We start from the raw sequence: 25,449 nt of genomic DNA, 5'->3' as shown, positions 1-25,449 counted from the left end.
TGGCCACGCGAGCAACGACTAGAGTGTAATCGACCCCAATGCCGAGGTCGCGCAGGTACCCGAGCCGGGCGCGATCCTCCCGGTGCCGAAGGAGCTACCGTGACCGAATTCTCCACGCCCGCCGTGGTCTCACCAGACCCCACGGCGAACACCACCGACCTGCTCGTCGACCGGCTCGCCGCGACGCCCGACTCGGTGCTGTTCTCACTGCCCACCGCCGACGGCGGCTGGTCGCCGGTGACGACGCGCGAGTTCTACGATCAGGTCATCGCGCTCGCGAAGGGGCTCGTCGCCGCCGGCATCGAGCCGGGCGACAAGATCGGCCTCATGTGCAAGACGCGCTACGAGTGGACGCTCATCGACTTCGCCACCTGGTTCGCCGGCGCAGTCCTGGTGCCCGTCTACGAGACGAGCTCCCCCGCGCAGGTGCGCTGGAACCTCAGCGACTCGGGCGCCATCGCGATCATCGTCGAGACCGCCGACCACTTCGCGCGCTTCGACGAGGTGCACCCCGACCTCCCCGGCATCCGCAACACCTGGCAGATCGACCTCGGCGACCTCGAGAAGCTCGCGGCCAGCGGCACCGAGGTGCCCGACGACGAGATCGAGCGTCGTCGCAAGCTCGCCAACGGCGACGACATCGCGACGCTCATCTACACCTCGGGCTCGACCGGCAAGCCCAAGGGCTGCGTGCTCACCCACTCGAACTTCGTCGAGCTCTCGCGCAACTCGGCCGTGGCCCTCGACGAGGTCGTGCTCGACCCGAACGGCGCCTCCACGCTCCTCTTCATCACGCTCGCGCACGTCTTCGCGCGGTTCATCGCGGTGCTCTGCGTGCACGCGGGCGTGCGAGTCGGCCACCAGCCCGACACGAAGCAGCTCCTCCCCTCGCTCGGCAGCTTCAAGCCGACGTTCCTCCTCGCCGTCCCGCGGGTCTTCGAGAAGGTCTACAACGTCTCCGAGCAGAAGGCCGAGGCCGGCGGCAAGGGCAAGATCTTCCGCGCCGCGGCCGACACCGCCGTCGCGTACTCGATCGCGCTCGAGCAGGGCAAGGTGCCGCTCGGCCTGAAGCTCAAGTTCAAGCTGTTCGACGCGCTCGTCTTCTCGAAGCTGCGCGAGGCGATGGGCGGCAACGTCAAGTACGCCGTCTCGGGCTCCGCACCGCTCGGGCCGCGCCTCGGCCACTTCTACCACGCCCTCGGCATCACCATCCTCGAGGGCTACGGTCTCACCGAGACGACCGCGCCGGCGAGCGTCAACCTGCCGTCGAAGTCGAAGATCGGCACCGTCGGCCCCGCGCTGCCCGGCAACGCGATCCGCCTCGGAGAGGACGGCGAGATCCAGGTCAAGGGCGTCGCCGTGTTCAAGGAGTACTGGAAGAACCCCGAGGCGACGGCCGACACCTTCGACGGCGAGTGGTTCAAGACCGGCGACATCGGCTCCTTCGACGCCGACGGGTTCCTCACGATCACGGGCCGCAAGAAGGAGATCATCGTCACCGCCGGCGGCAAGAACGTCGCCCCGGCCGCCCTCGAAGACCCGATCCGCGCGAACCCGCTCGTCGGCCAGGTCGTCGTGGTCGGCGACCAGAAGCCGTTCATCTCGGCGCTCGTCACGCTCGACTCCGAGATGCTGCCGGTCTGGCTCAACAACAACGGCGAGGACGCCGGCATGACGCTCGAGGAGGCCTCCACGAACGCGGCGGTGCTCGCCGAGGTGCAGCGCGCCGTCGACGCGGCCAACGAGAACGTCTCGCGTGCCGAGTCGATCCGCAAGTTCACCATCCTCACGAGCGAGCTCACCGAGGAGAGCGGGCACCTCACGCCCAAGCTCAGCATCAAGCGCAACATCATCCTGCAGGACTTCGCCCCGCTCATCGAGGCGATGTACTCGGGCGCGCCGGCGACCGAGGGCCACTCGATCGTCAGCTGACGCCGCTGCGACGACGAAGCGCCCCACGGGATTCCCGTGGGGCGCTTCTCGTTCGCCGCTCCGCTCGCGACGCCGCCGTCGGCGGTCGACCGGGCGCGGGCGTCAGAACCAGTCGGACTCGCGGATCTCCTTCATCGCCGAGCGACGCTCGTCGTTCTCGAGACGGTCGAGGTAGAGCAGGCCGTCGAGGTGGTCGGTCTCGTGCTGCAGCGCCTGCGCCATGAGACCCGTGCCCGAGACCTCGATCTCGTTGCCGTCGAGGTCGATGCCGCGCACGCGCGCGAACGGAAAGCGGGGCGTCTTCCGCCACAGCCCCGGCACCGACAGGCAGCCCTCGTCGATGGCCTCCTTCTCGCCCGACACCTCGACGAGTTCGGGGTTCAGCACGTACCCGACCTCGCCGTCGATGTTGTAGCTGAAGGCGCGGAGGTTCACGCCGATCTGCGATGCGGCGACCCCGGCGCGACCCGGCAGCCGAACACTGTCGAGCAAGTCGGCGACGAGCGCGCGCACGCGATCATCGACCTGTTCGACGGGGGCTGAGACGGTCTTCAAGACGGGGTCGCCGAACAGGCGAATGGGACGCTCTGGCAATGTTCTCCGATCAGTGCCCGCGCTCGGCGGGCAGGCCTTCCACCACGAGGGCGGCGAGTTCGCGGGCCGCGTGCTGGGTCACCGGGCGCAGCTCGTGCCAGTTGACCACGGAACCGGCCGCGAGTTGGGGGTCGTAGGGGATGCGCACGATCTCGCGGACGCGCGACTGGAAGTGCGCCTCGATCTCGTCGACCTTCACGAGGTGCGTTCCCTGGGTCGCGAGGTTGATCGCCACGACCGCGTTGCGGACGAGCTCGCCGTAGCCGTTCGCCTCGAGCCACGTGAGCGTCTCCGAGGCCAGTCGGGCCTCGTCGACGCTGCCGCCCGAGACGATCACGATCGAGTCGGCGCGCTGCAGCGTCGCACGCATCACGGAGTGGACGATGCCGGTGCCGCAGTCGGTCAGCACGAGCGAGTAGTACCGCGCCGCGAGCCCGGCGACGACGTTGTAGTCGTTGTCGTCGAACGCCTCGGAGAGCGTCGGATCGGTGTCGGAGGCCAGGATGTCGAGTCGCGTCTCGTCGCGCGACACGAATCGGGAGAAGTCGGTGTAGCCGCCGATCGACGACGCCTTGGCGACCACGTCGCGCACGGTCTCGCGGGTCTGGCGGTCGACCCGTTCGGCGAGCGTGCCGCGATCGGGGTTCGCGTCGATCGCGATGACACGGTCGTCGCGGGCGTCGGCCAGGGCCATGCCGAGCAGGGCGGTGATCGTGGTCTTGCCGACGCCGCCCTTGCGGGTGAGCACGGGGACGAACCTCGCGCCGCCCTCGAACCGCTTCTGGATGCGCTGGTTCATCGCCTTGTGGGCGCGAGCCTTCGCCGAGTCGCCGAGGTTCACGAGATGCAGGGACGCCTCGTAGAGGAACCGGTTGAACCCGCCCTGCGGGGCGGGCCGCGTCGTGCGGTTGAGGTCGATCAGCCGATCGGCCGTCAGCGACTCGGGCGCCTCGGGCACCTCGGCCGGCAGTGCGACGTCGTGGCCGCCGTCGGAGGCGAGGGCGACCTGGGACGCGCCGCTCGGCGACGCCGTCTCGACTCGATCGACCTCGCGGGCCGCCTTCGTCGCATCCGCGGCGAGGAGCGCGCTGTAGGGCGACGCCTCGCGGCGGGCCGCGCTGCGGTAGGAGCTGCTGGGCAGGCCCCCGGCGAGCACGTCGACCGAGCGGGTGCTCGTGTCGCCGCCGCCGCTGATCGCTCCGGGGTTCACCGAGACATCGTCGATCGCGACGGCCACCTCGTCTTCGGGAACCTCTCGCACCGGTGCGGGCGGAAGGTCGACCCGGAGATCGAGGTCGGGCGTGGGCACCGCGGCGTGGGCGCCGGTCGAGGTCGACGGGCCGACCCGGTCGACCGGGCCCGTGCGGACCCCGACTCCGCGCCGCGTCACCGGGCCCGTTTCATGCGTCTCTTCAGCCACCGAATCCCCTCCTCATCAGTGCCCATCCACGCCAAGCCTAGCGCGGACGCACGACGACGAGCAGATCACCCGCCTCCACCTGCTGGGTCTTCGGGATGGCGACGCGCTCCACGACGCCCGCGACGGGCGAGGTGATCGCGGCCTCCATCTTCATCGCCTCGATCGACGCGACGCTCTGTCCGGCTGCGATCTCGGTACCCGCTTCGACCTGCAGCGTGACCACTCCCGAGAAGGGCGCGGCGATCTGGCCGGGCTGCGAGGCATCCGCCTTCTCTGCTGCTCGGGTGTCGACCGTGATGCTGCGGTCGCGCACGAAGACCGGGCGGAGCTGGCCGTTCAGGATCGTCATCACGGTGCGCATGCCCTTGTCGTCGGCCTCGCCGATCGCCTCGAGGCCCGCGTAGAGCTTGACGCCCTTCGCGATCTCGACGACGTGCTCCGCGCCGGGGCGCAGACCGTACAGGTAGTCGGCGGTGTCGACGACCGAGAGGTCGCCGAAGAGCTCGCGGATCTGCTCGAACTGGCGGGTGGGCGCCGGGAAGAGCAGTGCGTTGAGCGTCGCACGGCGGGTCGCGCTGTCGGCCTCGAGCGCGGCGCGCTGCTCGGTCGTGAGCTCGGTGACGCCGATGCGCACGTCCTTGCCGGCGAGCACCTTCGTGCGGAAGGGCTCCGGCCAGCCGCCCGGCAGGTCGCCGAGCTCGCCGGCCATGAAGCCGATCACCGAGTCGGGCACGTCGTACTTCTCGGGGTTCGCGGCGAAGTCGGCCGGATCGGCCTTGACGGCCGCGAGGTGCAGGGCCAGGTCGCCGACGACCTTCGACGAGGGCGTGACCTTCGGCACGCGGCCGAGGATCGAGTCGGCGGCGGCGTACATGTCCTCGATGAGCTCGAAGTCGTCGGCGAGGCCGAGGGCGATCGCCTGCTGACGCAGGTTCGAGAGCTGGCCGCCCGGGATCTCGTGGTGGTAGACGCGCCCGGTGGGGCCCGGCAGCCCGGACTCGAACGGCTTGTAGAGGCGACGCACCGCCTCCCAGTAGGGCTCGAGGTCGCTGACCGCGTCGAGCGAGATGCCGGTGTCGCGCTCGGTGTGCGCGAGCGCGGCCACGAGCGAGGAGGCCGAGGGCTGGCTGGTCGTGCCCGCCATCGGGGCGCTCGCGACGTCGACGGCGTCGACGCCGGCGGCGCTCGCGGCGAGCAGCGTCGCGAGCTGGCCGCCCGCGGTGTCGTGGGTGTGCAGGTGCACGGGGACGTCGAAGCGCTCGCGGAGGGCGCTCACGAGCTTCGCGGCCGCGGCCGGACGGAGCAGGCCCGCCATGTCCTTGATCGCGAGGACGTGCGCACCCGCACCGACGATCTGGTCGGCGAGTCGCAGGTAGTAGTCGAGCGTGTAGAGGTCTTCGGCCGGGTCGAGCAGGTCGCCGGTGTAGCAGAGCGCGACCTCGGCGACGCTGTGACCCGTCGCGAGGACGGAGTCGATCGCCGGACGCATCTGGGAGACGTCGTTCAGTGCGTCGAAGATGCGGAAGATGTCGACGCCCGTCGCCGCGGCCTCGCGCACGAACGCGTCGGTCACCTCGGTCGGGTACGGCGTGTAGCCGACCGTGTTGCGCCCGCGGAGGAGCATCTGGATGTTCACGTTCGGCAGCGCCTCGCGCAGGGCGGCGAGACGGTCCCACGGGTCCTCGCCGAGGAATCGCAGCGCGACGTCGTACGTGGCTCCGCCCCACGCCTCGACCGAGAGGAGCTCGGGGGTCAGACGGGCGACGTAGGGCGCGACGGCGACCAGGTCCTTCGTGCGCACACGGGTCGCGAGCAGCGACTGGTGGGCGTCGCGGAAGGTCGTCTCGGTCACCGCGAGCGGCGTCTGGGCGCGCAGCGCTGCGGCGAAGCCGGCGGGCCCGAGCTCGAGGAGGCGCTGGCGCGAGCCGTCGGGAGCGGGCGTCGCGAGGTCGAGCGGGGGCAGCTTCTCGACCGGGCTGACGCTGATCGGGGCGGGCCCGTTCGGCTGGTTCACGGTCACGTCGGCGAGCCAGTTGAGGATCTTCGTGCCGCGGTCCTTCGACACACGGCCGCGCAGCAGCTGCGGCCGCTCGTCGATGAACGAGGTGCTGAGGTCGCCCGCGACGAACGCCGGGTCCTCGAGGACGGCCTGCAGGAACGGGATGTTCGTCGAGACGCCGCGGATGCGGAACTCGGCGAGGGCGCGCTTGGCCCGCGCGACGGCGGCGACGTGGTCGCGGCCGCGGCAGGTCAGCTTCGCGAGCATCGAGTCGAAGTGCGGGCTGATCTGCGCACCCGGGTTGATCGTTCCGCCGTCGAGCCGGATGCCGGCGCCGCCGGGCGAACGGTAGGTCGTGATCTTGCCCGTGTCGGGGCGGAAGCCCGCCGTCGGGTCCTCGGTGGTGATGCGGCACTGGAGCGCCGCGCCGCGCAGGCGGATCTGCTCCTGCTCGAGGCCGAGCTCGGCGAGCGAGGCCCCTGCGGCGATGCGCATCTGCGCGACGACGAGGTCGACGTCGGTCACCTCTTCGGTGACGGTGTGCTCGACCTGGATGCGCGGGTTCATCTCGATGAAGACGTGCTGGCCTGCGCGGTCGCCCGCGGTGTCGAGCAGGAACTCGACGGTGCCCGCGTTGACGTAGCCGATCGAGCGCGCGAAGGCGATGGCGTCGCGGTAGAGCGACTGGCGGATCTCGTCGGAGAGGTTCGGCGCCGGCGCGATCTCGATGACCTTCTGATGGCGGCGCTGCACCGAGCAGTCGCGCTCGAAGAGGTGGACGGTCTCGCCGTTCGCGTCGGCGAGCACCTGCACCTCGATGTGACGCGGGCGCAGCACGGCCTGCTCGAGGAACATCGTCGGGTCGCCGAAGGCGCTGTCGGCCTCGCGCATCGCCTCTTCGAGCGCCGCACGCAGCTCGGGTGCGGCGTCGACGCGGCGCATGCCGCGCCCGCCGCCTCCGGCGACGGCCTTCGCGAAGATCGGGAACCCGATCTCGTCGGCCTGGGCGAGGAGGGCCTCGATGTCCCGCGAGGGCGGGGTCGACTTCAGGACGGGGACGCCGGCCGCGATCGCGTGCTCCTTCGCCGTCACCTTGTTGCCGGCCATCTCGAGCACGTGCTTGGGCGGGCCGATGAACGCGATCCCCGCCTCGGCCGCCGCCTGTGCGAGCTCGGGGTTCTCCGAGAGGAACCCGTAGCCCGGGTAGATCGCGTCGGCGCCCGACTCCTTCGCGACGCGGATGATCTCCGACACGTCGAGGTAGGCGCGCACCGGGTGCCCGGGTTCGCCGATCTGGTACGCCTCATCGGCCTTCAGGCGGTGCAGGGAGTTGCGGTCTTCGAACGGGTAGACCGCGACCGTCTTCGCACCGAGCTCGACTGCGGCACGGAACGCACGGATGGCGATCTCACCGCGATTGGCAACCAGGATCTTCGTGAACATGCAAGCCTTTCCGAACGGAATCCGCACAGCGAACGTTTAGGTATCGCCCGAGCACTAAAGGTAACGTATCGGTCGTGCACGTTCTCTCCGTCAGCTCCCTGAAAGGCGGCGTCGGCAAGACCACCGTCACGCTCGGACTCGCGTCGGCGGCCTTCGCCCGCGGCGTCCGGACCCTGGTCGTCGACCTCGATCCGCAGTCCGATGTCTCCACCGGCATGGACATCCAGGTGGCGGGCCACCTCAACGTCGCCGATGTGCTGGCCTCGCCGAAGGAGAAGATCGTCCGTTCGGCGATCGCCCCGAGCGGGTGGTCGCGGCAGAACCCGCAGTCGACGATCGACGTCATGATCGGCAGCCCGTCGGCGATCAACTTCGACGGGCCGCACCCGTCGATCCGCGACATCTGGAAGCTCGAGGAGGCGCTCGCCAACGTCGAGGCCGACTACGAGCTCGTGCTCATCGACTGCGCCCCCTCGCTCAACGCGCTCACCCGCACCGCGTGGGCTGCGAGCGACCGCGTGGCCGTCGTCACCGAGCCCGGCCTGTTCTCCGTGGCCGCCGCCGACCGGGCGCTCCGCGCCATCGAGGAGATCCGCCGCGGCCTCTCCCCCAGGCTCCAGCCGCTCGGCATCATCGTGAACCGTGCGCGCGTGCAGTCGCTCGAGCACCAGTTCCGCATCAAGGAGCTGCGCGACATGTTCGGCCCGCTGGTGCTCTCGCCCCAGCTGCCCGAGCGCACCTCGCTGCAGCAGGCGCAGGGCGCCGCGAAGCCGCTCCACATGTGGCCCGGCGAGAGCGCCGAGGAGATGTCGGCCAACTTCGACCAGCTGCTCGACCGGGTGCTCCGCACGGCGCGCATCGGCGACTACGCCGGGCTGCCCGCCGAGATCGAGTCGCACGCGATCTGAGCCTCCGGCCGCCACTCCACGGCAGCCGGAATCGGCGCCGGAACCGGCCGGGGAATCGGCGGTCGAATGTGACGCCGTGTGACGATCGAGCCGGGCCTGGGGCCTTCAGGAGATCTTGCGCGACTTCGCGCCGCGGCGCGCGGCCAGCTCGTCCATCGGATCGGCCGGCTGCGTGTCGAGCTCGACGAGCGTCGACTCGACCTCGCGCAGCACCTTGCCCACGGCGATGCCGAAGACGCCCTGGCCCCGGTTCACGAGGTCGATGACCTCGTCGTCGGAGGTGCAGAGGTAGACGCTCGCACCGTCGCTCATGAGCGTGGTCTGGGCGAGGTCCTCGACGCCGGCCTCGCGGAGCTGCGTCACCGCCGTGCGGATCTGCTGGAGCGAGATGCCCGTGTCGAGCAGCCGCTTGACGAGCTTCAGGACGAGGATGTCGCGGAAGCCGTAGAGCCGCTGCGAACCCGAGCCCGCTGCGCCGCGGACGGTGGGCTCGACGAGCTGGGTTCGCGCCCAGTAGTCGAGTTGGCGGTAGCTGATGCCGGCCGCGCGGGCGGCGACCGCGCCGCGGTAGCCGGTGCCGTCGTCGTGCTCGGGCATCCCGTCGGTGAACAGCAGGCCGAGGTCGTAACGCGAGCGCACGGTCTCACTCATCGAATCGCCCCTCTTCTGCTCCGTCACCCCGACGACGCGAGTTCCACGCTACCCACGCCGAGGGCGACCGCCAAACATATCGGGCCGATCGGCACGGCGTGTCGCGCGATCAGCGACCGAGCCGGTCGAGCGTCGCGCGCACGACGCTCGAGTGCACCGCCGCGAGGTGACCGGCGAGTTCGCGCCCGCGCTCGGCGGCACGGGCCTTGTCGGCGGCGTCGGCGCGCCGCGACGGCGCGATCGCGCGCTCGACGAGCGCCGCCTCGCGCTCGGCCGCGGCACGGAGTCCGCGCAGGTGCCGGGGCTCGATGCCCACCGCGCGCAGCGCCACGAGCGACCTCAGCACGCCGAGCGCCTCGTCGCCGTAGTGGTCGGCCGCGGGAAGCAGGGAGGCGGAGACGGCGTCGTCGAGCAGCCCCGCGGTCGCCCCCGCCTCGGCGACCAGCTCGGTGCGCCCGTACCGCTTCGCCGCACCGAGGAAGGCGCTCGCCCTCGTCGCCCCGGGCAGCGCCGGCGTCTCGCCCGCGTCGATCGCCTCGAGGTGGGTGCGGATCACCTTGAGCGGCAGGTAGTGGTCGCGCTGCATCGAGAGCACGACCGTGATGCGCTCGACGTCGGCGGGCGAGAACTTGCGGTACCCCGCCGCCGTGCGTGCCGGGGCCACGAGCCGCTGCTCTTCGAGGAACCGCAGCTTCGACGGCGTCAGCTCGGGGAACTCGGGCTGAAGTCTGGCGAGGACCTGACCGATGCCGAGAAGTGGTGTCTGGCCGCTCGCGCGCGACGACGCAGCGGTGCTCGCCACTAGTCGCTCGCCACCGGAGCCAGGTCGCGCCGTGAGGCGTAGAAGGTGAGCCGGAACTTGCCGATCTGCACCTCGGCGCCGTCGGACAGGAGCGCCGTCTCGATGCGGACCCCGTCGAAGTAGGTGCCGTTGAGCGAGCTCAGGTCCTTGACCTCGAACGCGGTGCGGTGACGCACGAACTCGGCGTGCTTGCGCGACACGGTGACGTCGTCGAGGAAGATCTCGGCGTCGGGGTGCCGGCCGACGACGGTGACGTCGGTGTCGAGCAGGAACCGGGCGCCGGTGTTCGGCCCGCGGCGGACGATCAGCAGGGCTGAACCCGAGGGCAGCGCGGCGATCGCCTCGTGCTCCTCGGCCGTGATGTCGGCGTCGATCGCGCCGAGCTGCGCAGCCGCCTCGCGGCTGAACCCGATGGTCGCGTCGCCGACGCCGTCGACGACCGGTTGCGACGACGTGTGCGCCGCTTCGGGCACCTCGCTCGCCCCGTCGGCCTGAGTGTTGTCGGAATCAACCACGGCTAACCTCCCTCTTCAAGCGTATCGGATCGCGCGTCGCCTGCCACCCGCGGCATACGAATCACCCGGGCCGTCTCGATGGCGTAGATGACGCCCGCCCACCAGTAGAGGAACGCGCCCCACAGGGTGATCGCCCAACCCACGGGCTCGCTCACCGGGGCGACGGCCGGGAACGCGAGCCCCAGCATGATCACGGGCAGCCCGAAGAAGAGCGCGAACGTCGCGACCTTGCCGAGCTGGTGCACCGGGAGCGGGCCGAACCCGTGGTTCGCGAGCACGACGCCGAGCGCCAGGAGGTACACGTCGCGCGCGACGATGACCACGACGATCCACCACGGGACGAGCTGCTGGGCGGCGAGCCCGACGAGCGCGGCGAAGATGTAGAGCCGATCCGCCGCGGGGTCGAGGAGCTGCCCGAGCCGCGTGATCTGGTCGAGCCGCCTCGCGAGGTAGCCGTCGAGCAGGTCGGTGAGGCTCGCCACGATGAGCACCACGAGCGCGGAGACGTAGTCGCCCGCGACGATGAGCACGAGGAAGACCGGCACGAGCGCCAGGCGGAGCATGCTGAGGATGTTCGGGATCGTCCAGATCTCCGAACCGCCGCCCCCAGCGCGCTCCCCAGCCACGCTCCCGATCCTATCCGTCGGCCGGGATGCCTCGGGGTCGCAGCCGTTCGGCCAGTCGGGGCCAGGACTCGGCGAATCTCGGGTGGAGCGGCATCCGCCCGACCTCGTCGACGGGCACCCAGCGCAGTTCGATGCTCTCGGGGTCGCTCACCACCGGCTCGAACCTGACGAGCGCGTCGGCGACGACCGTCGTGTACGACCAGTAGCCGAGGTCGAGCACGCTCGTGAACCGCACCGCGAGCGACTCGGGCGGCACTCCCGCCTCCTCGCCCGCCTCGCGCACGGCGGCGTCGACCGCCGACTCCCCCTCGTGCCGTGCGCCGCCCGGGAGGCCCCAAGTGCCGCCGAAGTGGCTCCACACGGCGCGATGCTGCAGCAGGACCTCTGCGGCGGGGCTGATCGCGAGCAGCCCCGCCGCACCGAACCGACCCCAGTACCGCTCCCCGCCGGGGCCCTCGACCCAGGCGTCACCGTTCGCACCGACCATGACTCCAGCATGACGCACCCGGCGCCGTGCCCGGCACGGTCGTAGGCTTGGCGCATGGAGGAGCAGGCCCCGGTGCGGATCGACGCGTGGCTGTGGGCGGTCCGGCGCTTCAAGACGCGGTCGGCCGCGACGGCGGCATGCCGCGCCGGGCATGTCCGCGTCAACGGCGAGCGGGTCAAGGCGGCGCAGCCCGTGCGACCCGGTGACGAGGTCCGCGTGCGCATCTCGGGGTTCGACCAGCAGCTGGTCGTGCGACGCACGATCGCCAAGCGCGTCTCGGCGACGCTGGCCGCCGAGGCCGCGGAGGACCGCACCCCCGCCCCGCCCCCGCGCGAGGAGGTCGCGGCGGTCGTCGTGCGCGATCGCGGCGCGGGCCGGCCGACCAAGCGAGAGCGGCGCGACATCGAGCGCCTCCGCGGCAGGTGAGGCCTTCGTCGCGCGGCGCGGCCGGGCTGCGGCGAGCGTTCGCGCACCGGGCGTAGCCTGAGGTCGTGCAGCAGGAACTCAGCCACGAACCCGACGCCCGACGCTACGTGCTCCGCATCGACGGCACGATCGCGAGCGTGCTCGACTACCGCGTGCTCGGCGACGCCGTCGCCTTCACCCGCACGTTCACGAACCCGAGCTACCGCGGCGGCGGGCTGGCGGCCGAGGTCGTGCGGTTCGCGGTCGACGACGTCGAGGCGAACTCCGAGCGGCACATCGTGCCCAGCTGCTGGTACGTCGGCGAGTGGTTCGACCGCCACCCCGATCGGCGGGCGCTGCTCGATCCGCGGCTCGCCTGAGGTCGAGCCGCGACCGCGGCCCTCGGACGACGCGAGCCCGACGCACGGGCGTCGGGCTCGCGTCGTCGGGCTCGCCTCGGAGCGGGGTCGGCGGCTCAGTACCAGTTGACCGACTGGGAGTGGCCCCACGCCCCGCAGGGGCTGCCATAGCCCCGCGCGATGTAGTCGAGGCCCCACGCGATCTGGGTCGCGGCGTTGGTCTGCCAGTCGGCACCGGCGGTCGCCATCTTGCTGCCGGGCAGCGACTGCGGGATACCGGTCGCGCCGCTCGACGCGTTGTAGGCGGTGTAGGACCAGCCCGACTCCTTCTGCCACAGCTGCACGAGGCACTGGAACTCGCCCTCGCCCCAGCCGTACTTGCTCGCGGCCATCTCGCGTGCGGTGGCCTTCGCGCCGTCGGGCGTGTTGGCCCGAGCGAGCGCCTCGGCGGCCTCCTTCGCCTTCACGGCCTGGATGCGGTCGTACTCGGCGGCCGCGGCGGTGGCCTTCGCGGCCTCGGCGCGGGTCTGCTTGGCGAGGTCGACGATCTCGTCGACGCCGAGCAGCTCGTAGTCGCCGAGCGAGGCCACTGAGGCGGCGAGGCCTGCGGTGTCGGCCTTGCCGTCGACGGCGACGAGCGTCGCGTTGGCCGCGGAGATCGTGTCCTCCGCGTTGGCGCGGGTGCGCGCCTCGGCGATCGCGCTGTAGGCGCCGAGCTGCTCGGAGTGCACTCCGCTGCCCTCGGTGAGGGCGGTCGTCGCGTCGATGCTCGCCTGCGTCGCGACGGCGGACTGGACGGTGAATCCGGTGCCGACGATCAGGGCGATGCCGGTGACGGCGCCTGCGGCGAGGAGCCGGCGGCGGGTGACGCGGCGGCGACGGTTCGCACGGCGGGCGTGCTCGGGGAGTTCGGTGGCGGTGGTCTCGGAAGTGGGGGAAGTCTGGTTTCGCATAAGGGTCTGAAGCTGCTCGGCATCTGGCTTTCGGTCTTGGGGGACGGCCCCGAGCACGGCACAAGTCAGCCACTCTGCCTGCTGAATCTGTACAGATCCTCATTTCCACCTGTGCGCTTCATGGGTGGGACGCGGCGAGCGCGCCGCCCGCGAGCGGGATACTGGGTGGATGTCCGAGGCGTCTCCCGCTCGTTTCCCCTCCCCCGATCCGGGCGAACGCTGCCCCTGCCTCAGCGGCCTGACGTTCGGCGAATGCTGCCGTCGCCACCTGTCGGGCGAGTCGCCGGCCCCGACTGCGGTGCAGCTGATGCGCTCCCGGTACACCGCCTTCGTGACGGGCGACGCCGAGTACCTGCTCGCCACGTGGCATCCGTCGACGCGACCGTCGGAGCTCGAGCTCGACCCGTCGATCCGCTGGCTTCGACTCGACATCCTGCGCACCGAGCGCGGCGGGCCGCTCGACCGCGACGGCATCGTCGAGTTCGCGGCGTTCCACCGCCACGACGGCGAGCGCGGCGAGCAGCGCGAGGTGAGCCGCTTCGTCCGGGACGCGGGCGGCTGGCGGTACGTCGACGCCGCGAGCTGATCGGCCGCGGACTCCGCTCGGGGCGAACGCGGCCGCGAATCAAAGCGAATGCAGAGATTCGGCGCCTACGGTGAGGCTTGTGACTCCGCTCGACGGCACTCGTCCCACGAGGCATCCCGACACCCCCACCATGCTGACCGCTCGCGCCCAGCGCACGCTCGAGACGATCGACGGCCAGACGCTCGACGAGATGCGCGCCCTCCGCGATGAGACGGAGCGCTTCATGCTGCGCTACAAGTTCGGCATGGACGAGGTGATCACGAAGCTCTCCATCCTGCGCGAGGAGTTCAACCAGACGCACGACTACAACCCGATCGAGCACATCTCGAGCCGGCTCAAGAGCCTCGACAGCGTGATCGAGAAGATGGCCAGGAAGGGCGTCGAGCCGAGCTTCGACACGATCCGGGAGACGGTGACCGACATCGCCGGGGTGCGGGTCACCTGCAGCTTCGTCTCGGACGCGTACCGCATCTTCGAGCTGCTCACCGCGCAGCGCGACATCCGGGTGCTGAAGGTCAAGGACTACATCAAGGAGCCGAAGCCGAACGGCTACCAGAGCCTGCACGTGATCGTCGAGGTGCCGGTGTTCCTCTCGACGGGGCCGCACCCCGTCGCGGTCGAGGTGCAGATCCGCACGATCGCGATGGACTTCTGGGCGAGCCTCGAGCACAAGATCTACTACAAGTACCACCGCCAGGTGCCGCAGGAGCTCCTCGACGGGCTCACCGACGCGGCGCACACCGCGGCCGAGCTCGATGCCCGGATGGAGCGGCTGCACCGCGAGGTGCACGGCGCGCCGCGACCGCCGCGCGTCCAGCGCGACATCGAGGCCTGAGCCGACGCCGGTCCCGGGTCCGGGTGAGGCCGACCGGCCGGGGCGGCGTCCGGCTTCAGCCGCCGAGCGCGGCGCGCAGCTCGTCGCCGACGCGGAGCGATCGATCGCCGGGCACTCGCGCGACCCATCCCTCGCCGATCAGCACCGCCAGCACATGCGCCCCGAGGGCGCCGGCGAGATGGGGTCGTCGTTCGGTCCAGTCGAGACAGCCCCGCACGGCGGGGCGACGGCCGGGCGCCGGCGCCTCGTGGAGGCGCAGCCGCCGGGCGAGCGGGCCGTCGGTCGAGAGGATCGCGCCGGGCGCGCCGGCCTCGAGCGGCGCGATCGCCCGTTCCGCGACGAGGCGGTCGGCGAGTTCGAGCGCGTATCGGCCGGCCAAGTGGTCGTAGCACGATCTCGCCTCGGCGAGCCGTCTGGCGGTCGCGGACTGGGCGTACGAGGTGACCGGCCGGCGCGGGCCGAGCCGCTGCAGCGCTTCGACGGCGTCGGCGACCTCGGACCCGGCGAGCTCGAAGTAGCGGTGCCGCCCGAGCGGCCTCGCCCGGAGCAGTCCGCCCTCGACGAGCCGCGCGAGATGGGCGCTCGCGGTCGCGGCGGAGACTCGCGCGATCGCCGCGAGCTCGCCGGCGGGCAGGGCGCGGCCGTCCAGGAGCGCCACGAGCATCGCCGCGCGCGCCGGTTCGCCCATCAGCCGGGCCGGGATCGAGAGATCGGCATCACCGTCCATGCCTTCACGATACGACGAGGATGCTTCGCCGCCCGACGAAGGATCGGCGACGTAGCGTCGGAGCATGTCCGTCATCCACGATCGATCAGACGTCGCCCGGATCCTCGACGACCCCGCCTGGCTCGTGCCCGAGGCCGTGCCGGGCGCCTCCCCCTTCGAGCGCCTCCGCAGCGGGGCGTCCCGCTTCGTCAACGGCCCGGCCCACGACGAGCGACGGGCCCGGCTCGAGTCCCGGCTCGCCGAGCCTTCACTCGGTCCCGAGCCGCTCGCGCGCGGCATCGGCCCTGATCCGCGAGATGCTCGCCGCGGGCGTCGACCCGTCGGAGGCCGCACGACGGGTTCCGGTCCAGGTGCTCGCCGCCGCGCTGGGCGCCCCGGACCCGGTCTCCGCGCCCGTCGATGCGGCGGCGCTGGCGACGCCCTACGCGACCGGCGTCGTCGGCCCGGTCGCCGACGCGGACGCCGTGGATCGTGCGGCGGCGCGACGGCTCGGTGCGGATCCCGCCGATCAACCCCGCGCGGTCGCCGTCCTCGACGCCCAGCTGCTCGTGCAGGCCCATGCCGCGACGGGCGGACTCGTCGTCGAGGTGCTGCGTCGGGCGGCCGGCTCGCCGGGCGCGTCCACCCGGCAGTTGATCGAGACCGTGCTCCGCGATGCGCCGCCCGTGAGGTCCACCCGTCGCGTCGCACCGCTCGGCGGCAGCGCCCGGGCCGCCGCCGAGCACGCCGACCCCGCCGAGCCCGCCGATCGCCTCGTCGAGCTCCGCCTCGACGGCCCGGACGGGGATGCGACCGGCGGCGCTCCGCCGCGCGTGCTCGCCTTCGGGGCCGGCCCGCGTCGGTGTCCGGCGTCGGAGCACGCCGTCGCGATCGCCGCCGCCGTCGTCGACGTGCTCCGGGAGCCCGCGTGCTGACCGCGGCCCGGTTCCGTGCCATGCACCGTGCGGGCGATCCGCTGCTCCTGCCGAACGCGTGGGACGCGGCCTCGGCGTGCTGGCTCGTCGAGCAGGGGGCCCGGGTCGTCGGCACGACGAGCCTCGGCGTCGCGGTCGCCGCGGGCATGGCGGACGGGACCGGCGCAGCACTCGTTCCGACGCTCGCCCTCGCTCGCCGCCTCACCTCGGCGGGGATCACCGTCACCGTCGACCTCGAGTCGGGCTTCTCCGACGATCCGGTCGCGGTCGGCGAGCTCGCGGCGGAGCTCGCCCGGTACGGGGTGGTCGGCATCAACCTCGAGGATTCGGCGGCCGACGGCCGGCTGGTCGATGCCGCGACCTTCGCCGCGAAGCTGGCGGCGGTCGCCGCAGCCGCGCCCGAGCTGTACCTCAACGCGCGCACCGACGCGTTCTGGGCGGATCCTCCCCCGGCGGACGACCCCCGCGCGATCGCCGCGCGGACGACGGCGTCGCTCGAGCGGGCACGACGCTACCTCGACGCGGGCGCATCCGGGGTGTTCGTGCCGGGCGCGCTCGACGACCGCACCGTCGCGGCCCTCGCCGGAGGCATCCCCGCCCCGCTCAACGTGCTCGCGCAACCGGGCCGTGCCGTCCGCGAGCTCGGCGAGCTCGGCGTCGCCCGGGTGAGCACCGGATCGCTGCTCTTCCGCGCCGCGCTCGGCGCCGTCGCCACCGTGCTCGAGGAGGTCCGTCGCGGAACCCCGCCGGGGACGACGGCGCTCGCGATCCCGGGCTACGCCGCGGCCGCCGCGCTCGGCGACGGCCCGGCGTCATCCGGCTGAGTCGTCGTCGGCCTTCTTCGCCCGACTCGGCTGCACGCGCGTCGGCTCCCCCGGCATCTTGGGGAAGTCGGGCGGGAACGGCAGCTCGCCCAGTCCGTCGTCGAGGTCGCGCCGCCACCACTCGAGCAGCGCGTCGATGCGACCGGGCCGGTCGTGCATGCCCGCCCACGGGTCGCCGAGTTCGGCGAGCCGGGCGGGCACGGTGCGGATCGTGTGCTCGGCCGGATCGGTGCGCTCGAGCTCGCTCCACTCGAGCGGGCAGGAGACGGTCGCGTCGGGCGTCGGGCGCGGGCTGTAGGCGCCGGCCATGGTGCGGTCGCGGTTCGCCTGGTTGTAGTCGATGAAGATGCGGTCGCCGCGCTCCTCCTTCCACCAGTTCGTCGTCACCTCGTCGGGCAGGCGCCGTTCGAGCTCGCGGCCGAGGGCGATCACCGCGTGGCGGACGTCGAGGAACTCGTGCTCGGGATCGATCGGTGCGAAGACGTGGATGCCCCGGCTGCCCGAGCTCTTGACGTAGCCGGTGAGTCCCACCTCCCCGAGCAGTTCCCGCAGCGCGAGCGCCACCGGGACGGCCTCGGCGAACCCGGTGCCCGGCTGCGGGTCGAGGTCGATGCGGAGCTCGTCGGGGAGATCGGAGCGATGGGCGCGAGACGCCCAGGGATGGAAGACGATCGTGTTCATCTGGGCGGCCCAGACGGCCGCAGCGGGCTCGTCGAGCACGAGTTGGGGATGCGTGCGCCCGCTCGGGTAGGTGACGGGCACCGACCGCACCCACTCGGGAGCCCCCTTCGGCGGGTTCTTCGAGAAGAACTGCTCGCCGTCGACACCGCCGGGGAATCGCTGCAACGACACGGGCCGGTCGCCGTTCGCCTCGATGAACGCCGCCCCGACGGCGACGAGGTACTCGGCGAGTTCGCGTTTGGTGACGCCCGCTTCGGGCCAGATCACGCGCGTCGGACTCGAGAGTCGCACCGCCCGGTCGCCGTGCGGTCCTGGAACAGTGAGCTCGATCGCGTCGCCGGCCATGGCTGCGACGCTACTCCGTCGACGCCGACGGCGCAGCAGGCGCGCGCGTCGCTCGGAGGTGCGCGCCGCTCAGGCGGGCACGCGCTGGTATCTGACCGCGGCCCTCGCCCGCGCCTTGGCCGCCTCGACCTCGCGGTCCTTCGGGGGCGCGTTCGTGACGAGTTCGTCGAGCAGGTGCTGCGTGATGTGCGCGATCTCGGCGACCGCCCGGTCGAACGCCTCGGCGTTCGCCTTCGACGGCTTCGTCGAGCCGCTCACCTTGCGCACGAACTGCAGCGCGGCGGCATGCACCTCGTCATCGGTCGCGGCCGGTTCGAAGTTGTGGAGGGTGTGGATGTTCCTGCACATGCCCCGAGCCTACGCCTGGATCTCGAGGCGCGCTCAGCTTCGCGGTTCGCGCACGGGTTGCAGCAGGAACAGCCGCACGACCCGCCCGGACTCGCGTTCATAGGCTCGATAGCCGGGCCACTGCGCCTCGATGCGCGCCCAGGCGGCGTCTCGGCCCTCGTCGCCGACGAGGCTCGCCCGAACGCGCATCGGGCGCCCGTGCACCGTGATCGACGCGTCGGGGTGCGCGAGCAGGTTGTACGTCCATGCGGGGTGCCGATCGCGCGCGAAGCTCGTGCCGGCCACGATCGCCCGGCCCGCGCCGTCGGGGGTGTACATGAGTGCGCTCTCGCGCGGTTCGCCGGACTTCGCCCCCGTGGTGTGCAGCACGAGCGAGGGCACCAGCAGGGCGCTCAGCTGCACCCGGCCGCCGCTCAGGGCGGCGATCGCCCGCTCGATCGGCGGCAGCAGTCGCGGCGCCGCCCAGCGGAAGGCCCTCGTGCGGGTCAGCGGCGAGACGATCGAGCGGACGAGGTGCAGGACGGTCGGCATGCGCCCCATTCTGCCCGGGCGCCCGCGCGGGCGTCGAGACGTCGGCTGGGGCAGCGCCGACCGCTGCGGTCAACCCCCTTGCCGATCGCGTCGACCGACCTAGCGTGAGATCAGGGCCGCCGCACGGCGGCCGGACGAGAGAACGGAGAGGCCATGTCGGATCCGATCCTCCCGGGCGAAGCCGCCGAGGGCGAGTACACCGATTCCGAGCTGCCGCTCGACGCGGAGCTGCCGAAGCAAGCCGACGACGAGCGCGCGACGGACGACGAGGTCGAGCGCGACGTCGACGAGGCGGACGACGAGGTGGAGGTCGAGATCGTGTCGCCCGATGCGATCGTGCCGCCGGGGCGGCAGCTCCCGCTCTGAACCCCGCCTGGACGCGGTGCGAGCACCCGATCGGCCGAGGGCCGGTCGGGTGCTACCCGAGATCGTCGGGATCGGCCCCGGCTCGCACCGCCGTCGCACGATGGTCGGCCACGATGTACGCGCCGGCGATGAGGATGACCTGACTCGAGAGATTGAGCCAGATGAGCAGGGCGATGAGGGCGGCGAACGAGGCGAGCAACGGGTTCGCCATCGCTCCCCCGACGAACAGCCCGGAGAGCACCTGCAGACCGGTGAGTCCGATGCCGCCGATGACGGCTCCCCGCCAGAGCGAGCGAGCCCGGACCCGGATCCCGGAGAGGAGCCGGAACATCCCCGCGATCGCGCCGGCGTCGATCACGAACACGAGGACCACCGAGAGCGTGCGCGTGAGCGCGTCGAACCAGGGGGATCTCGTCGAGACCCCCAGCCAGTCGAAGACCGTGCCGAGGGCGGCGGTGCTGCCCACCATGATCACGGCCGAGACGGCGAACGCCGCACCGAAGACGAGGGCGAACACGAAGTCGCGGAACATCAGCCACCCGAAGAACCGCGGATCGTCGGGTTGCTCGGCGAGGTCCCGGAAGGCGACGCGCAGCGACCCGACGACACCGATCGCGGCCCCGACGAGCCCCACCAGGGCGATCACCCCGGCGACGCTGAGCGCGACGGGCTGGACCAGCTGCTCGGGGCTGATCAGCGCGTCCTCGCCGACGAGCCCCGGGATCACGGCGTCGATCGCCCTGACGAGCGCCTCCATCGCGTCGGGTTGACCTGCGAGCCAGACCCCGGCGACGGCGAATCCGAGGAAGACGCCCGCGAACACGGAGAACAGGGCGCGGTAGGTGACGCTGTCGGCGAGCATCGGGCCGTGGAGCGTGAAGTACCGGATGAGCGCCTGCACGGGGACGAGGCCCTGCGCCCACGCCCACACGCGTTCACCGCGACGGACCATCGACCGCCAGAACGAACTCTCCCGCTGCACCACGTGTGTCAGGCTATCGAGTGGCGCGGAACAGCAGCCACCCCCTTGTTGTTGTGGATATCGGGCGTCGAGCACGCCCGTCCCCTCGAGAATCAGGAGCAACACCATGAGCGCACGTACCGAGACCGCCATCCTCGCCGGCGGGTGCTTCTGGGGCATGGAGGATCTGATCCGCAAGCGCCCCGGCGTGCTCGACACGCGGGTCGGCTACACCGGCGGCGACGTGCCGAACGCGACGTACCGCAACCACGGCACGCACGCCGAGGCGATCGAGATCGTCTTCGACCCCGAGACGGTGAGCTACCGCGAGCTGCTCGAGTTCTTCTTCCAGATCCACGACCCGTCGACGAAGAACCGTCAGGGCAACGACATCGGCACGAGCTACCGGTCGGCGATCTTCCCGACGAGCGACGAGCAGGAGCGCGTCGCGCGCGACACGATCGCCGACGTCGACGCCTCGGGGCTCTGGCCGGGGCCGGCGACCACCGAGGTGTCGCCCGCCGGGCCGTTCTGGGAGGCCGAGCCCGAGCACCAGGACTACCTCGAGCGCTACCCGAACGGCTACACCTGCCACTTCGTGCGTCCCGGCTGGAAGCTGCCGAAGCGCGACGCCGAGTCCGTGGCGTAGCCGGAGCGGACGCAGAAGGGCCGCGGCAGACGGAAGTCCGCCGCGGCCCTTCTCGCGTTCATCGCGACGGGTCGGTCGGGATCAGTACCAGCCGTTCGACTCCGAGTGGTCCCACGCGCCGCAGGGGCTGCCGTAGCGGTCGGCGATGTAGCCGAGGCCCCACGCGATCTGCGTGGCGGGGTTGGTCGCCCAATCCGAGCCGGCCGAGCCCATCTTCGAGCCGGGCAGGGCCTGCGGGATGCCGTAGGCACCGCTCGAGGGGTTCTCGGCGTAGACGTTCCAGCCCGACTCGCGGTCCCAGAGGGCCACGAGGCATCCGAACTGGTCGTCGCCCCAGCCGCGCGCCGCGAGCATGTCGCGGGCGATGGCCTGGGCGCCGCTCGGGTTGGCGGGGCCGCTCGGACGCGAACCGCCCGACGACTCCGACCCGCTCGCGGCGGCGCGCTCGGCTGCGGCGGCCTCGGCCGCGGCGCGGGCGGCGGCCTCGGCGGCCTTCTTCTTCTCGGCCGCGATGCGGTCGGCCGTCGCGATGGCCTTCTTCACCGTGCCGGTGTGGGCGGCGGTCGTCTCGGCGAGCTCGAACACGCGCTCGGGCGCGAGGAGCCGGAAGTCCTCGAGCGCCGCGACGGACGAGGCGAGCTCGGTGGCATCGGCCTTGCCCTTGGCTGCGGAGATGGTGTCCTTCGCGCCGCTGAGGGTGTCTTCCGCGGCCTTGACCGCGCGCGCCTCGAGGATGTTCGAGTGCGAGCCGAGCTGTTCGACCCGCAGGTCGGTGGCGGCGCTGAGCGCGGCCGTCGCGGCGATGCTCTCGTTCTGCGCGGCGACGGCCGACTGCAGGGCGAAGCCCGAGCCGACCAGCGCACCGACGGCCACGACGGCACCGGCGGCGATGATCGGGCCCTTGCGCCAGCTGCGGCGAGCGCGGCGTTCGCGCCTGGTGGCGCCGGGGGCTTCGGGGGTGGGGAGTTCGGGGGTGTTGGAGGAGGAAGGCTGGTTCTGCATGACTTTCACATGGGCGGCCGGCCTGCGCGAGCGCGGCCCGACCTTCGGTCGACGTTCCTCGGACGCGGGGGCGCCCGGGCGAAGTGGCCAGTCTGCCGAGAGGTTCTGGACGGAACCTCACTTCTTCCTGTGAAACCCCTCCGAAAGCGAGCATTGTTCGGTATTGATCGGAAGGTCGCAGTCCACGTCGTTTCCGGCGGTCATAGCGGCGCCGAAATGCCTGATCGTGCCACGATCAGACACCTCGGCGCCGCGCGCGCCTCACTGTCTGACGATGGAACCGTCCCACTGCACAGTCGATCCGCGGGCGGTGTAGGTCATCCGGTCGAACGCGAGGCTGAGCTGCTCGATGCCGGCAGGCGAGGCATGCTGATCACTGCTGACGAAGAGGTCGCGCAGGTCGTAGACCGACCGGCCCGCCGCCGTGCACTCGGGGTCGCCGCAGAGTGTGATCTTCGCGGCGGCGAGGTGCTCCCCCGTGAGGAGCGCCTTCAGCAGGGGCGCGGACGCGCGATCCGTCGACTTCGACACCAGCACGTCGTTCACCGTCGGCAGCCCGGCAGTGCTGCCGCCGCCACCGCCGCCGCCCACGGCGAGCACCGCGCCGAACGTGAAGGACCGGATCTCGATCTGGCCCTCGAACCCCTCGCGGGTGGAGTCCCCCGGGATCGACGGGATCTGGAGGTACCCGACGATCGCTGACGAGCCGCCGCCCGAACCGCCGTCCCCGGGTTCACCCTGCGGCCCCTGCGGGCCTTCGGGACCCTCGGGACCCTCGGGACCCTCCGGACCCTCCGGCCCCTGCGGCCCCTCGATCGCCCAGGTCACCATCCGCTCGCCGCTCGCGCACGTCGTGGCCGGTTCGACCATTCGCATCTTGCCCTTCGCGTCCACGCACGCCGCCAGCGTCTGCGTCTCCGCGGCAGTCGCGAGCTGCGTGCCGACGAACACCGCTCCCGAGATCGCGAGCGCCGCAGCCGCTCCGGCGGCGATGAGCCGCTTCCGTCGTCCGTCCATGAGATCCCCCTCGACTCGCCCCGGCCCCGGGCTCCTCGCCCGGGCGTGAACCGGGGCACTCGCTGGGAATCCTCAACCCGCCGCCTCGCGTCGGCATCTGCGCCAGCACGGAGAAGCGGGCGGGACCGAACCGGGGCTCTGCAGCGGGATCACCCGACGGGTTCGCCGCCGTCGGGCACGTCGAGCCGCCGCGCACCGGCCCCGCCGTCACCGAGCGCGTCATCGGGATTGAGCAGGCCGCAGGCCTTCATCGAGAGGCATCCGCAGCCGATGCAGCCGGTGAGCTCGCGCTCGAGCCGCTCGATGCCGAGCCGGCGCTCTTCGAGGCGCCGCTTCCAGCGGCGCGAGGCGCGCTGCCAGTCCTCGTGGCTCGGCGTGCGATCGAGCGGGACGTGCTCGAAGGCCTGCTGCACGTCGCCGAGCGGAATGCCGAGCCGCTTCGCGACGACCACGAGCGAGACCCGGCGCAGCATGTGCCGCGGGTAGCGGCGCTGATTGCCGGCCGTGCGCTGCGAGGCGATGAGCCCGAGGTCCTCGTAGAAGCGCAGCGCCGACGGTGCGACGCCGGTCCGCCGGCTCATCTCGCCGACGGTGAGGAGCTCGTCTGGAGCGTGCTTCGGCTGGGCGGGATCGACCGGGTCGATCGCCCCGGTCGCGACTGCGGCGAGCGCGGCGGATGCCTCGCGCGGGCCCTCGACCTCGTGCTCCGTCATGCGGTGGTTCCCCTCGATTGGACTTCAAGGCTACTTGAGGTTTTAGGCTGGTCGCATGCGTTGCTTCCCCGGAGTGATCCTGTGACCTACGTGATCGCCCTCCCGTGCGTCGACCTCAAGGACAAGGCGTGCATCGACGAGTGTCCCGTCGACTGCATCTACGAGGGCGAGCGCTCCCTCTACATCCACCCCGACGAGTGCGTCGACTGCGGGGCGTGCGAGCCGGTCTGTCCCGTCGAGGCGATCTACTACGAGGACGACCTGCCCGACGAGTGGGCCGACTACTACAAGGCGAACGTCGAGTTCTTCGAGATCTCCGTCGACGGCCGCGCTCCCCTCGGCTCGCCCGGCGGCGCCGCGAAGACGGGCGCCCTGCCGTACGACCACCCGATCGTGGCCGCGCTGGCGCCGCAGGGCGGCCACGAGTGAACGCCGCGAGGCACACCGCGCTCACCGAACCGGTCGATCCCGCGATCGCCGCACGGGGCGAGGACTTCAAGGCCGCGTTCCGCGTCCACCCCGCCGGCGTCGCCCTCGTCTCCGCGGCGAGCGCGACGGGCCCCGTCGGCCTCACCGCCTCGAGCCTGGCGTCGGTCGCGGCCGACCCGCCGGTCCTCTCGTTCTCGGTGACCCGCGCCACGGGATCCGCCGGGGCACTGCTCGGCGCCGACACCTTCGTCGTGCAGCTGCTCGCCGACCACCAGGTCGACGTCGCCCGGGCGTTCGCCCGCTCGGGCGCCCCCCGCTTCACCACGGAGCAGGGCTGGACCCGCCTGCCGACGGGCGAGCCGGTGCTCGCCGAGGCACGGGCGGCGTTCCGGTGCCGTGCGCTCCAGCTCGTGCCGGTGGGCAGCTCGACGCTCGTCGTCGCCGAGGTGCTCGAGGTGGTGCCGGGCCCCGCGGCTCCCCCGCTCCTGTACCACGACCGCCGATTCCTCAGCCTCGACCCCGAGGCATCCGAACTCTGAATGACGGCCGCGCGCACCCGTGCGCGGTCACCCCGCGAGAAGGAGACATCCACATGTCGACGTACACCCTGCCCGACCTGCCCTACGACTACGCGGCGCTCGCCCCGCACATCTCGGCGACGATCATGGAGCTGCACCACTCGAAGCACCACCAGGCGTACGTGACGGGGGCGAACACCGCGCTCGAGCAGCTCGCCGAGGCCCGCGCTACTGGCGACCTCGCGAACGTGAACAAGCTGGAGAAGGACCTCGCCTTCAACCTCGGCGGCCACATCAACCACAGCGTGTTCTGGCAGAACATGTCGCCCGACGGCGGCGGCGCCCCCGAGGGCGAGCTCGCGGCCGCTCTGGAGGACGCGTTCGGTTCGATCGACGCGTTCCGCGCCCACTTCGGTGCGACGGCGCTCGGCGTCCAGGGCTCGGGCTGGTCGGTGCTCGCGTGGGACTCGGTGGGGGCCCGCCCCGTCGTCTTCCAGCTCTTCGACCAGCAGGGCAACGCCCCGCTCGGCGTGACGCCGCTGCTGCAGCTCGACGTCTGGGAGCACGCCTACTACCTCGACTACAAGAACGTGCGCGCCGACTACGTGAAGGCGTTCTGGGAGGTCGTGAACTGGGCCGACGTCGCCGCCCGCTTCGAGCGCGCCCGCACGGCGACGAGCGGCCTCATCGTGCCCGGTATCGTCTGAGTATGTCCACTGAGCGTGCGAAGCGGCGCCGGCGTCCGCGCCGGCGCCTCTCGCACGCCCTCCTGGCGGTGCGGATCCGCCGCTGGGGTCTCGTCGCGATCATCGCCCTCGTCGCGGTCGGCGCCGTGATCGCCGCGCTGCAGCGCTGAGCCGCCGCTCGCGCGAGCGTCCGCGGCGATACCGTGGGGGCATGTCCCGCCCG

The 25,449-nt window shown here is 71.9% G+C and carries 31 protein-coding genes; 14 read left to right on the top strand and 17 right to left on the bottom strand.

All coding sequences use genetic code 11. The features are described 5' to 3' along the window. Positions 1-99: 99 nt before the first annotated feature. On the top strand, positions 100-1,932 hold the full coding sequence (locus ACFVSL_RS14075) for an AMP-dependent synthetase/ligase (RefSeq protein WP_386941602.1): 1,833 nt from the start codon (positions 100-102) through the stop codon (positions 1,930-1,932). Positions 1,933-2,034: 102 nt separating this feature from the next. Here ACFVSL_RS14075 and def read toward each other — a convergent pair whose 3' ends face one another. The 3 genes from def to ACFVSL_RS14060 are packed head-to-tail and all read right to left on the bottom strand — an operon-like array spanning position 2,035 to position 7,388. Then, positions 2,035-2,526 carry a peptide deformylase gene (def, locus tag ACFVSL_RS14070; RefSeq protein WP_386941601.1) on the bottom strand — a complete coding sequence of 164 codons (492 nt, stop codon included), beginning with the start codon at positions 2,524-2,526 and terminating at the stop codon, positions 2,035-2,037. Positions 2,527-2,536: 10 nt separating this feature from the next. After that, complete coding sequence (locus tag ACFVSL_RS14065) at positions 2,537-3,946, bottom strand: MinD/ParA family protein (protein ID WP_386941600.1); 1,410 nt, start codon at positions 3,944-3,946, stop codon at positions 2,537-2,539. A gap of 37 nt (positions 3,947-3,983) precedes the next feature. Next, the gene (locus tag ACFVSL_RS14060) at positions 3,984-7,388 is read right to left on the bottom strand and encodes a pyruvate carboxylase (protein ID WP_386941599.1); all 3,405 of its coding nucleotides are present in this window, start codon (positions 7,386-7,388) and stop codon (positions 3,984-3,986) included. Between the two features lie 74 nt (positions 7,389-7,462). Between ACFVSL_RS14060 and ACFVSL_RS14055 the strand changes: the two genes are divergently transcribed. Then, positions 7,463-8,296 (top strand): ParA family protein, encoded by an 834-nt coding sequence (locus tag ACFVSL_RS14055; protein WP_386902045.1) that lies wholly within the window; start codon positions 7,463-7,465, stop codon positions 8,294-8,296. Positions 8,297-8,401: 105 nt separating this feature from the next. On the opposite strand, the gene ACFVSL_RS14050 is transcribed toward ACFVSL_RS14055, so the two are convergent. From ACFVSL_RS14050 to ACFVSL_RS14030, 5 genes are all read right to left on the bottom strand, one after another. Next, positions 8,402-8,947, bottom strand: coding sequence for a MerR family transcriptional regulator (locus ACFVSL_RS14050; RefSeq protein ID WP_157424316.1), 546 nt, complete (start codon positions 8,945-8,947; stop codon positions 8,402-8,404). Between the two features lie 109 nt (positions 8,948-9,056). Further along, positions 9,057-9,749, bottom strand: a complete 693-nt coding sequence (locus ACFVSL_RS14045; RefSeq protein ID WP_386941598.1) for a MerR family transcriptional regulator — start codon at positions 9,747-9,749, stop codon at positions 9,057-9,059. Next, positions 9,749-10,264 carry an FHA domain-containing protein gene (locus ACFVSL_RS14040; protein ID WP_386941597.1) on the bottom strand — a complete coding sequence of 172 codons (516 nt, stop codon included), beginning with the start codon at positions 10,262-10,264 and terminating at the stop codon, positions 9,749-9,751. Before ACFVSL_RS14040 ends, ACFVSL_RS14045 begins: the two co-directional genes overlap by 1 nt. A 2-nt stretch (positions 10,265-10,266) precedes the next feature. After that, positions 10,267-10,890 carry a CDP-alcohol phosphatidyltransferase family protein gene (locus ACFVSL_RS14035; protein WP_386941596.1) on the bottom strand — a complete coding sequence of 208 codons (624 nt, stop codon included), beginning with the start codon at positions 10,888-10,890 and terminating at the stop codon, positions 10,267-10,269. A gap of 10 nt (positions 10,891-10,900) precedes the next feature. Next, on the bottom strand, positions 10,901-11,377 hold the full coding sequence (locus ACFVSL_RS14030; RefSeq protein ID WP_386941595.1) for an NUDIX domain-containing protein: 477 nt from the start codon (positions 11,375-11,377) through the stop codon (positions 10,901-10,903). A gap of 54 nt (positions 11,378-11,431) precedes the next feature. Here ACFVSL_RS14030 and ACFVSL_RS14025 point away from each other — a divergent pair, with 54 nt between their 5' ends. Together ACFVSL_RS14025 and ACFVSL_RS14020 are read left to right on the top strand one after the other, a co-directional pair. After that, on the top strand, positions 11,432-11,803 hold the full coding sequence (locus ACFVSL_RS14025) for an RNA-binding S4 domain-containing protein (RefSeq protein ID WP_386941594.1): 372 nt from the start codon (positions 11,432-11,434) through the stop codon (positions 11,801-11,803). A 65-nt stretch (positions 11,804-11,868) separates the two neighbouring features. Beyond that, positions 11,869-12,162 (top strand): GNAT family N-acetyltransferase, encoded by a 294-nt coding sequence (locus ACFVSL_RS14020; RefSeq protein WP_386941593.1) that lies wholly within the window; start codon positions 11,869-11,871, stop codon positions 12,160-12,162. 95 nt (positions 12,163-12,257) lie between these two features. Here the strand turns inward: ACFVSL_RS14020 and ACFVSL_RS14015 are convergent, their stop codons facing one another. After that, positions 12,258-13,094, bottom strand: a complete 837-nt coding sequence (locus ACFVSL_RS14015; protein WP_386941592.1) for a hypothetical protein — start codon at positions 13,092-13,094, stop codon at positions 12,258-12,260. A 169-nt stretch (positions 13,095-13,263) separates the two neighbouring features. Here ACFVSL_RS14015 and ACFVSL_RS14010 point away from each other — a divergent pair, with 169 nt between their 5' ends. Then, complete coding sequence (locus tag ACFVSL_RS14010; protein ID WP_386941591.1) at positions 13,264-13,680, top strand: YchJ family protein; 417 nt, start codon at positions 13,264-13,266, stop codon at positions 13,678-13,680. 190 nt (positions 13,681-13,870) lie between these two features. Beyond that, positions 13,871-14,515 (top strand): GTP pyrophosphokinase family protein, encoded by a 645-nt coding sequence (locus ACFVSL_RS14005; protein ID WP_386941872.1) that lies wholly within the window; start codon positions 13,871-13,873, stop codon positions 14,513-14,515. Positions 14,516-14,570: 55 nt separating this feature from the next. On the opposite strand, the gene ACFVSL_RS14000 is transcribed toward ACFVSL_RS14005, so the two are convergent. Beyond that, complete coding sequence (locus ACFVSL_RS14000; protein ID WP_386941590.1) at positions 14,571-15,242, bottom strand: ArsR/SmtB family transcription factor; 672 nt, start codon at positions 15,240-15,242, stop codon at positions 14,571-14,573. A 296-nt stretch (positions 15,243-15,538) separates the two neighbouring features. On the opposite strand from ACFVSL_RS14000, the gene ACFVSL_RS13995 reads away from it, so the two are divergent. Both ACFVSL_RS13995 and ACFVSL_RS13990 read left to right on the top strand, forming a co-directional pair. Next, positions 15,539-16,156: a hypothetical protein gene (locus ACFVSL_RS13995; protein WP_386941589.1), complete on the top strand. Its 618-nt coding sequence runs from the start codon at positions 15,539-15,541 to the stop codon at positions 16,154-16,156. After that, on the top strand, positions 16,150-16,980 hold the full coding sequence (locus ACFVSL_RS13990) for an isocitrate lyase/phosphoenolpyruvate mutase family protein (protein ID WP_386941588.1): 831 nt from the start codon (positions 16,150-16,152) through the stop codon (positions 16,978-16,980). Before ACFVSL_RS13995 ends, ACFVSL_RS13990 begins: the two co-directional genes overlap by 7 nt. On the opposite strand, the gene ligD is transcribed toward ACFVSL_RS13990, so the two are convergent. From ligD to ACFVSL_RS13975, 3 genes are all read right to left on the bottom strand, one after another. Then, positions 16,969-18,006, bottom strand: a complete 1,038-nt coding sequence (ligD, locus tag ACFVSL_RS13985; RefSeq protein ID WP_386941587.1) for a non-homologous end-joining DNA ligase — start codon at positions 18,004-18,006, stop codon at positions 16,969-16,971. The genes ACFVSL_RS13990 and ligD overlap by 12 nt on opposite strands. A 69-nt stretch (positions 18,007-18,075) precedes the next feature. Further along, entirely contained in the window at positions 18,076-18,354 is a 279-nt protein-coding gene (locus ACFVSL_RS13980) for a DUF2277 domain-containing protein (protein ID WP_386941586.1), read from the bottom strand. A gap of 33 nt (positions 18,355-18,387) precedes the next feature. Next, positions 18,388-18,885 carry a nitroreductase family deazaflavin-dependent oxidoreductase gene (locus tag ACFVSL_RS13975; RefSeq protein WP_386941585.1) on the bottom strand — a complete coding sequence of 166 codons (498 nt, stop codon included), beginning with the start codon at positions 18,883-18,885 and terminating at the stop codon, positions 18,388-18,390. A gap of 153 nt (positions 18,886-19,038) precedes the next feature. On the opposite strand from ACFVSL_RS13975, the gene ACFVSL_RS13970 reads away from it, so the two are divergent. Beyond that, entirely contained in the window at positions 19,039-19,251 is a 213-nt protein-coding gene (locus tag ACFVSL_RS13970) for a hypothetical protein (RefSeq protein ID WP_386941584.1), read from the top strand. Between the two features lie 52 nt (positions 19,252-19,303). Here ACFVSL_RS13970 and ACFVSL_RS13965 read toward each other — a convergent pair whose 3' ends face one another. Then, the gene (locus tag ACFVSL_RS13965) at positions 19,304-20,236 is read right to left on the bottom strand and encodes a YihY/virulence factor BrkB family protein (protein WP_386941583.1); all 933 of its coding nucleotides are present in this window, start codon (positions 20,234-20,236) and stop codon (positions 19,304-19,306) included. 103 nt (positions 20,237-20,339) lie between these two features. Between ACFVSL_RS13965 and msrA the strand changes: the two genes are divergently transcribed. Then, complete coding sequence (msrA, locus tag ACFVSL_RS13960; RefSeq protein WP_386941582.1) at positions 20,340-20,861, top strand: peptide-methionine (S)-S-oxide reductase MsrA; 522 nt, start codon at positions 20,340-20,342, stop codon at positions 20,859-20,861. A gap of 81 nt (positions 20,862-20,942) precedes the next feature. On the opposite strand, the gene ACFVSL_RS13955 is transcribed toward msrA, so the two are convergent. The 3 genes from ACFVSL_RS13955 to soxR form a co-directional block, all read right to left on the bottom strand. After that, positions 20,943-21,863 (bottom strand): lytic transglycosylase domain-containing protein, encoded by a 921-nt coding sequence (locus ACFVSL_RS13955; protein WP_386941581.1) that lies wholly within the window; start codon positions 21,861-21,863, stop codon positions 20,943-20,945. 261 nt (positions 21,864-22,124) lie between these two features. Beyond that, positions 22,125-22,814 carry a type VI secretion system tube protein Hcp gene (locus ACFVSL_RS13950; RefSeq protein WP_386941580.1) on the bottom strand — a complete coding sequence of 230 codons (690 nt, stop codon included), beginning with the start codon at positions 22,812-22,814 and terminating at the stop codon, positions 22,125-22,127. Positions 22,815-23,029: 215 nt separating this feature from the next. Next, the gene (soxR, locus tag ACFVSL_RS13945) at positions 23,030-23,593 is read right to left on the bottom strand and encodes a redox-sensitive transcriptional activator SoxR (protein ID WP_386941579.1); all 564 of its coding nucleotides are present in this window, start codon (positions 23,591-23,593) and stop codon (positions 23,030-23,032) included. 81 nt (positions 23,594-23,674) lie between these two features. Here soxR and fdxA point away from each other — a divergent pair, with 81 nt between their 5' ends. Genes fdxA through ACFVSL_RS13925 form a run of 4 tightly spaced genes read left to right on the top strand, consistent with a single transcriptional unit; the run spans position 23,675 to position 25,396 of the window. Beyond that, positions 23,675-24,022, top strand: a complete 348-nt coding sequence (fdxA, locus tag ACFVSL_RS13940; RefSeq protein WP_386941578.1) for a ferredoxin — start codon at positions 23,675-23,677, stop codon at positions 24,020-24,022. 44 nt (positions 24,023-24,066) lie between these two features. Next, on the top strand, positions 24,067-24,561 hold the full coding sequence (locus ACFVSL_RS13935; protein ID WP_386941871.1) for a flavin reductase family protein: 495 nt from the start codon (positions 24,067-24,069) through the stop codon (positions 24,559-24,561). Positions 24,562-24,614: 53 nt separating this feature from the next. Further along, positions 24,615-25,247 (top strand): superoxide dismutase, encoded by a 633-nt coding sequence (locus ACFVSL_RS13930; RefSeq protein WP_386941577.1) that lies wholly within the window; start codon positions 24,615-24,617, stop codon positions 25,245-25,247. A gap of 2 nt (positions 25,248-25,249) precedes the next feature. Then, a complete protein-coding gene (locus ACFVSL_RS13925) occupies positions 25,250-25,396 on the top strand; it encodes a hypothetical protein (protein WP_386941576.1) in 147 nt (48 codons plus the stop codon). Positions 25,397-25,449: the final 53 nt, after the last annotated feature.

The organism is Agromyces sp. NPDC058064 (genome assembly GCF_042885275.1).
GTDB lineage: Bacteria > Actinomycetota > Actinomycetes > Actinomycetales > Microbacteriaceae > Agromyces.
The sequence above is the reverse complement of the archived record's forward strand: the minus strand, read 5'-3'. Positions and strand labels throughout refer to the sequence as shown.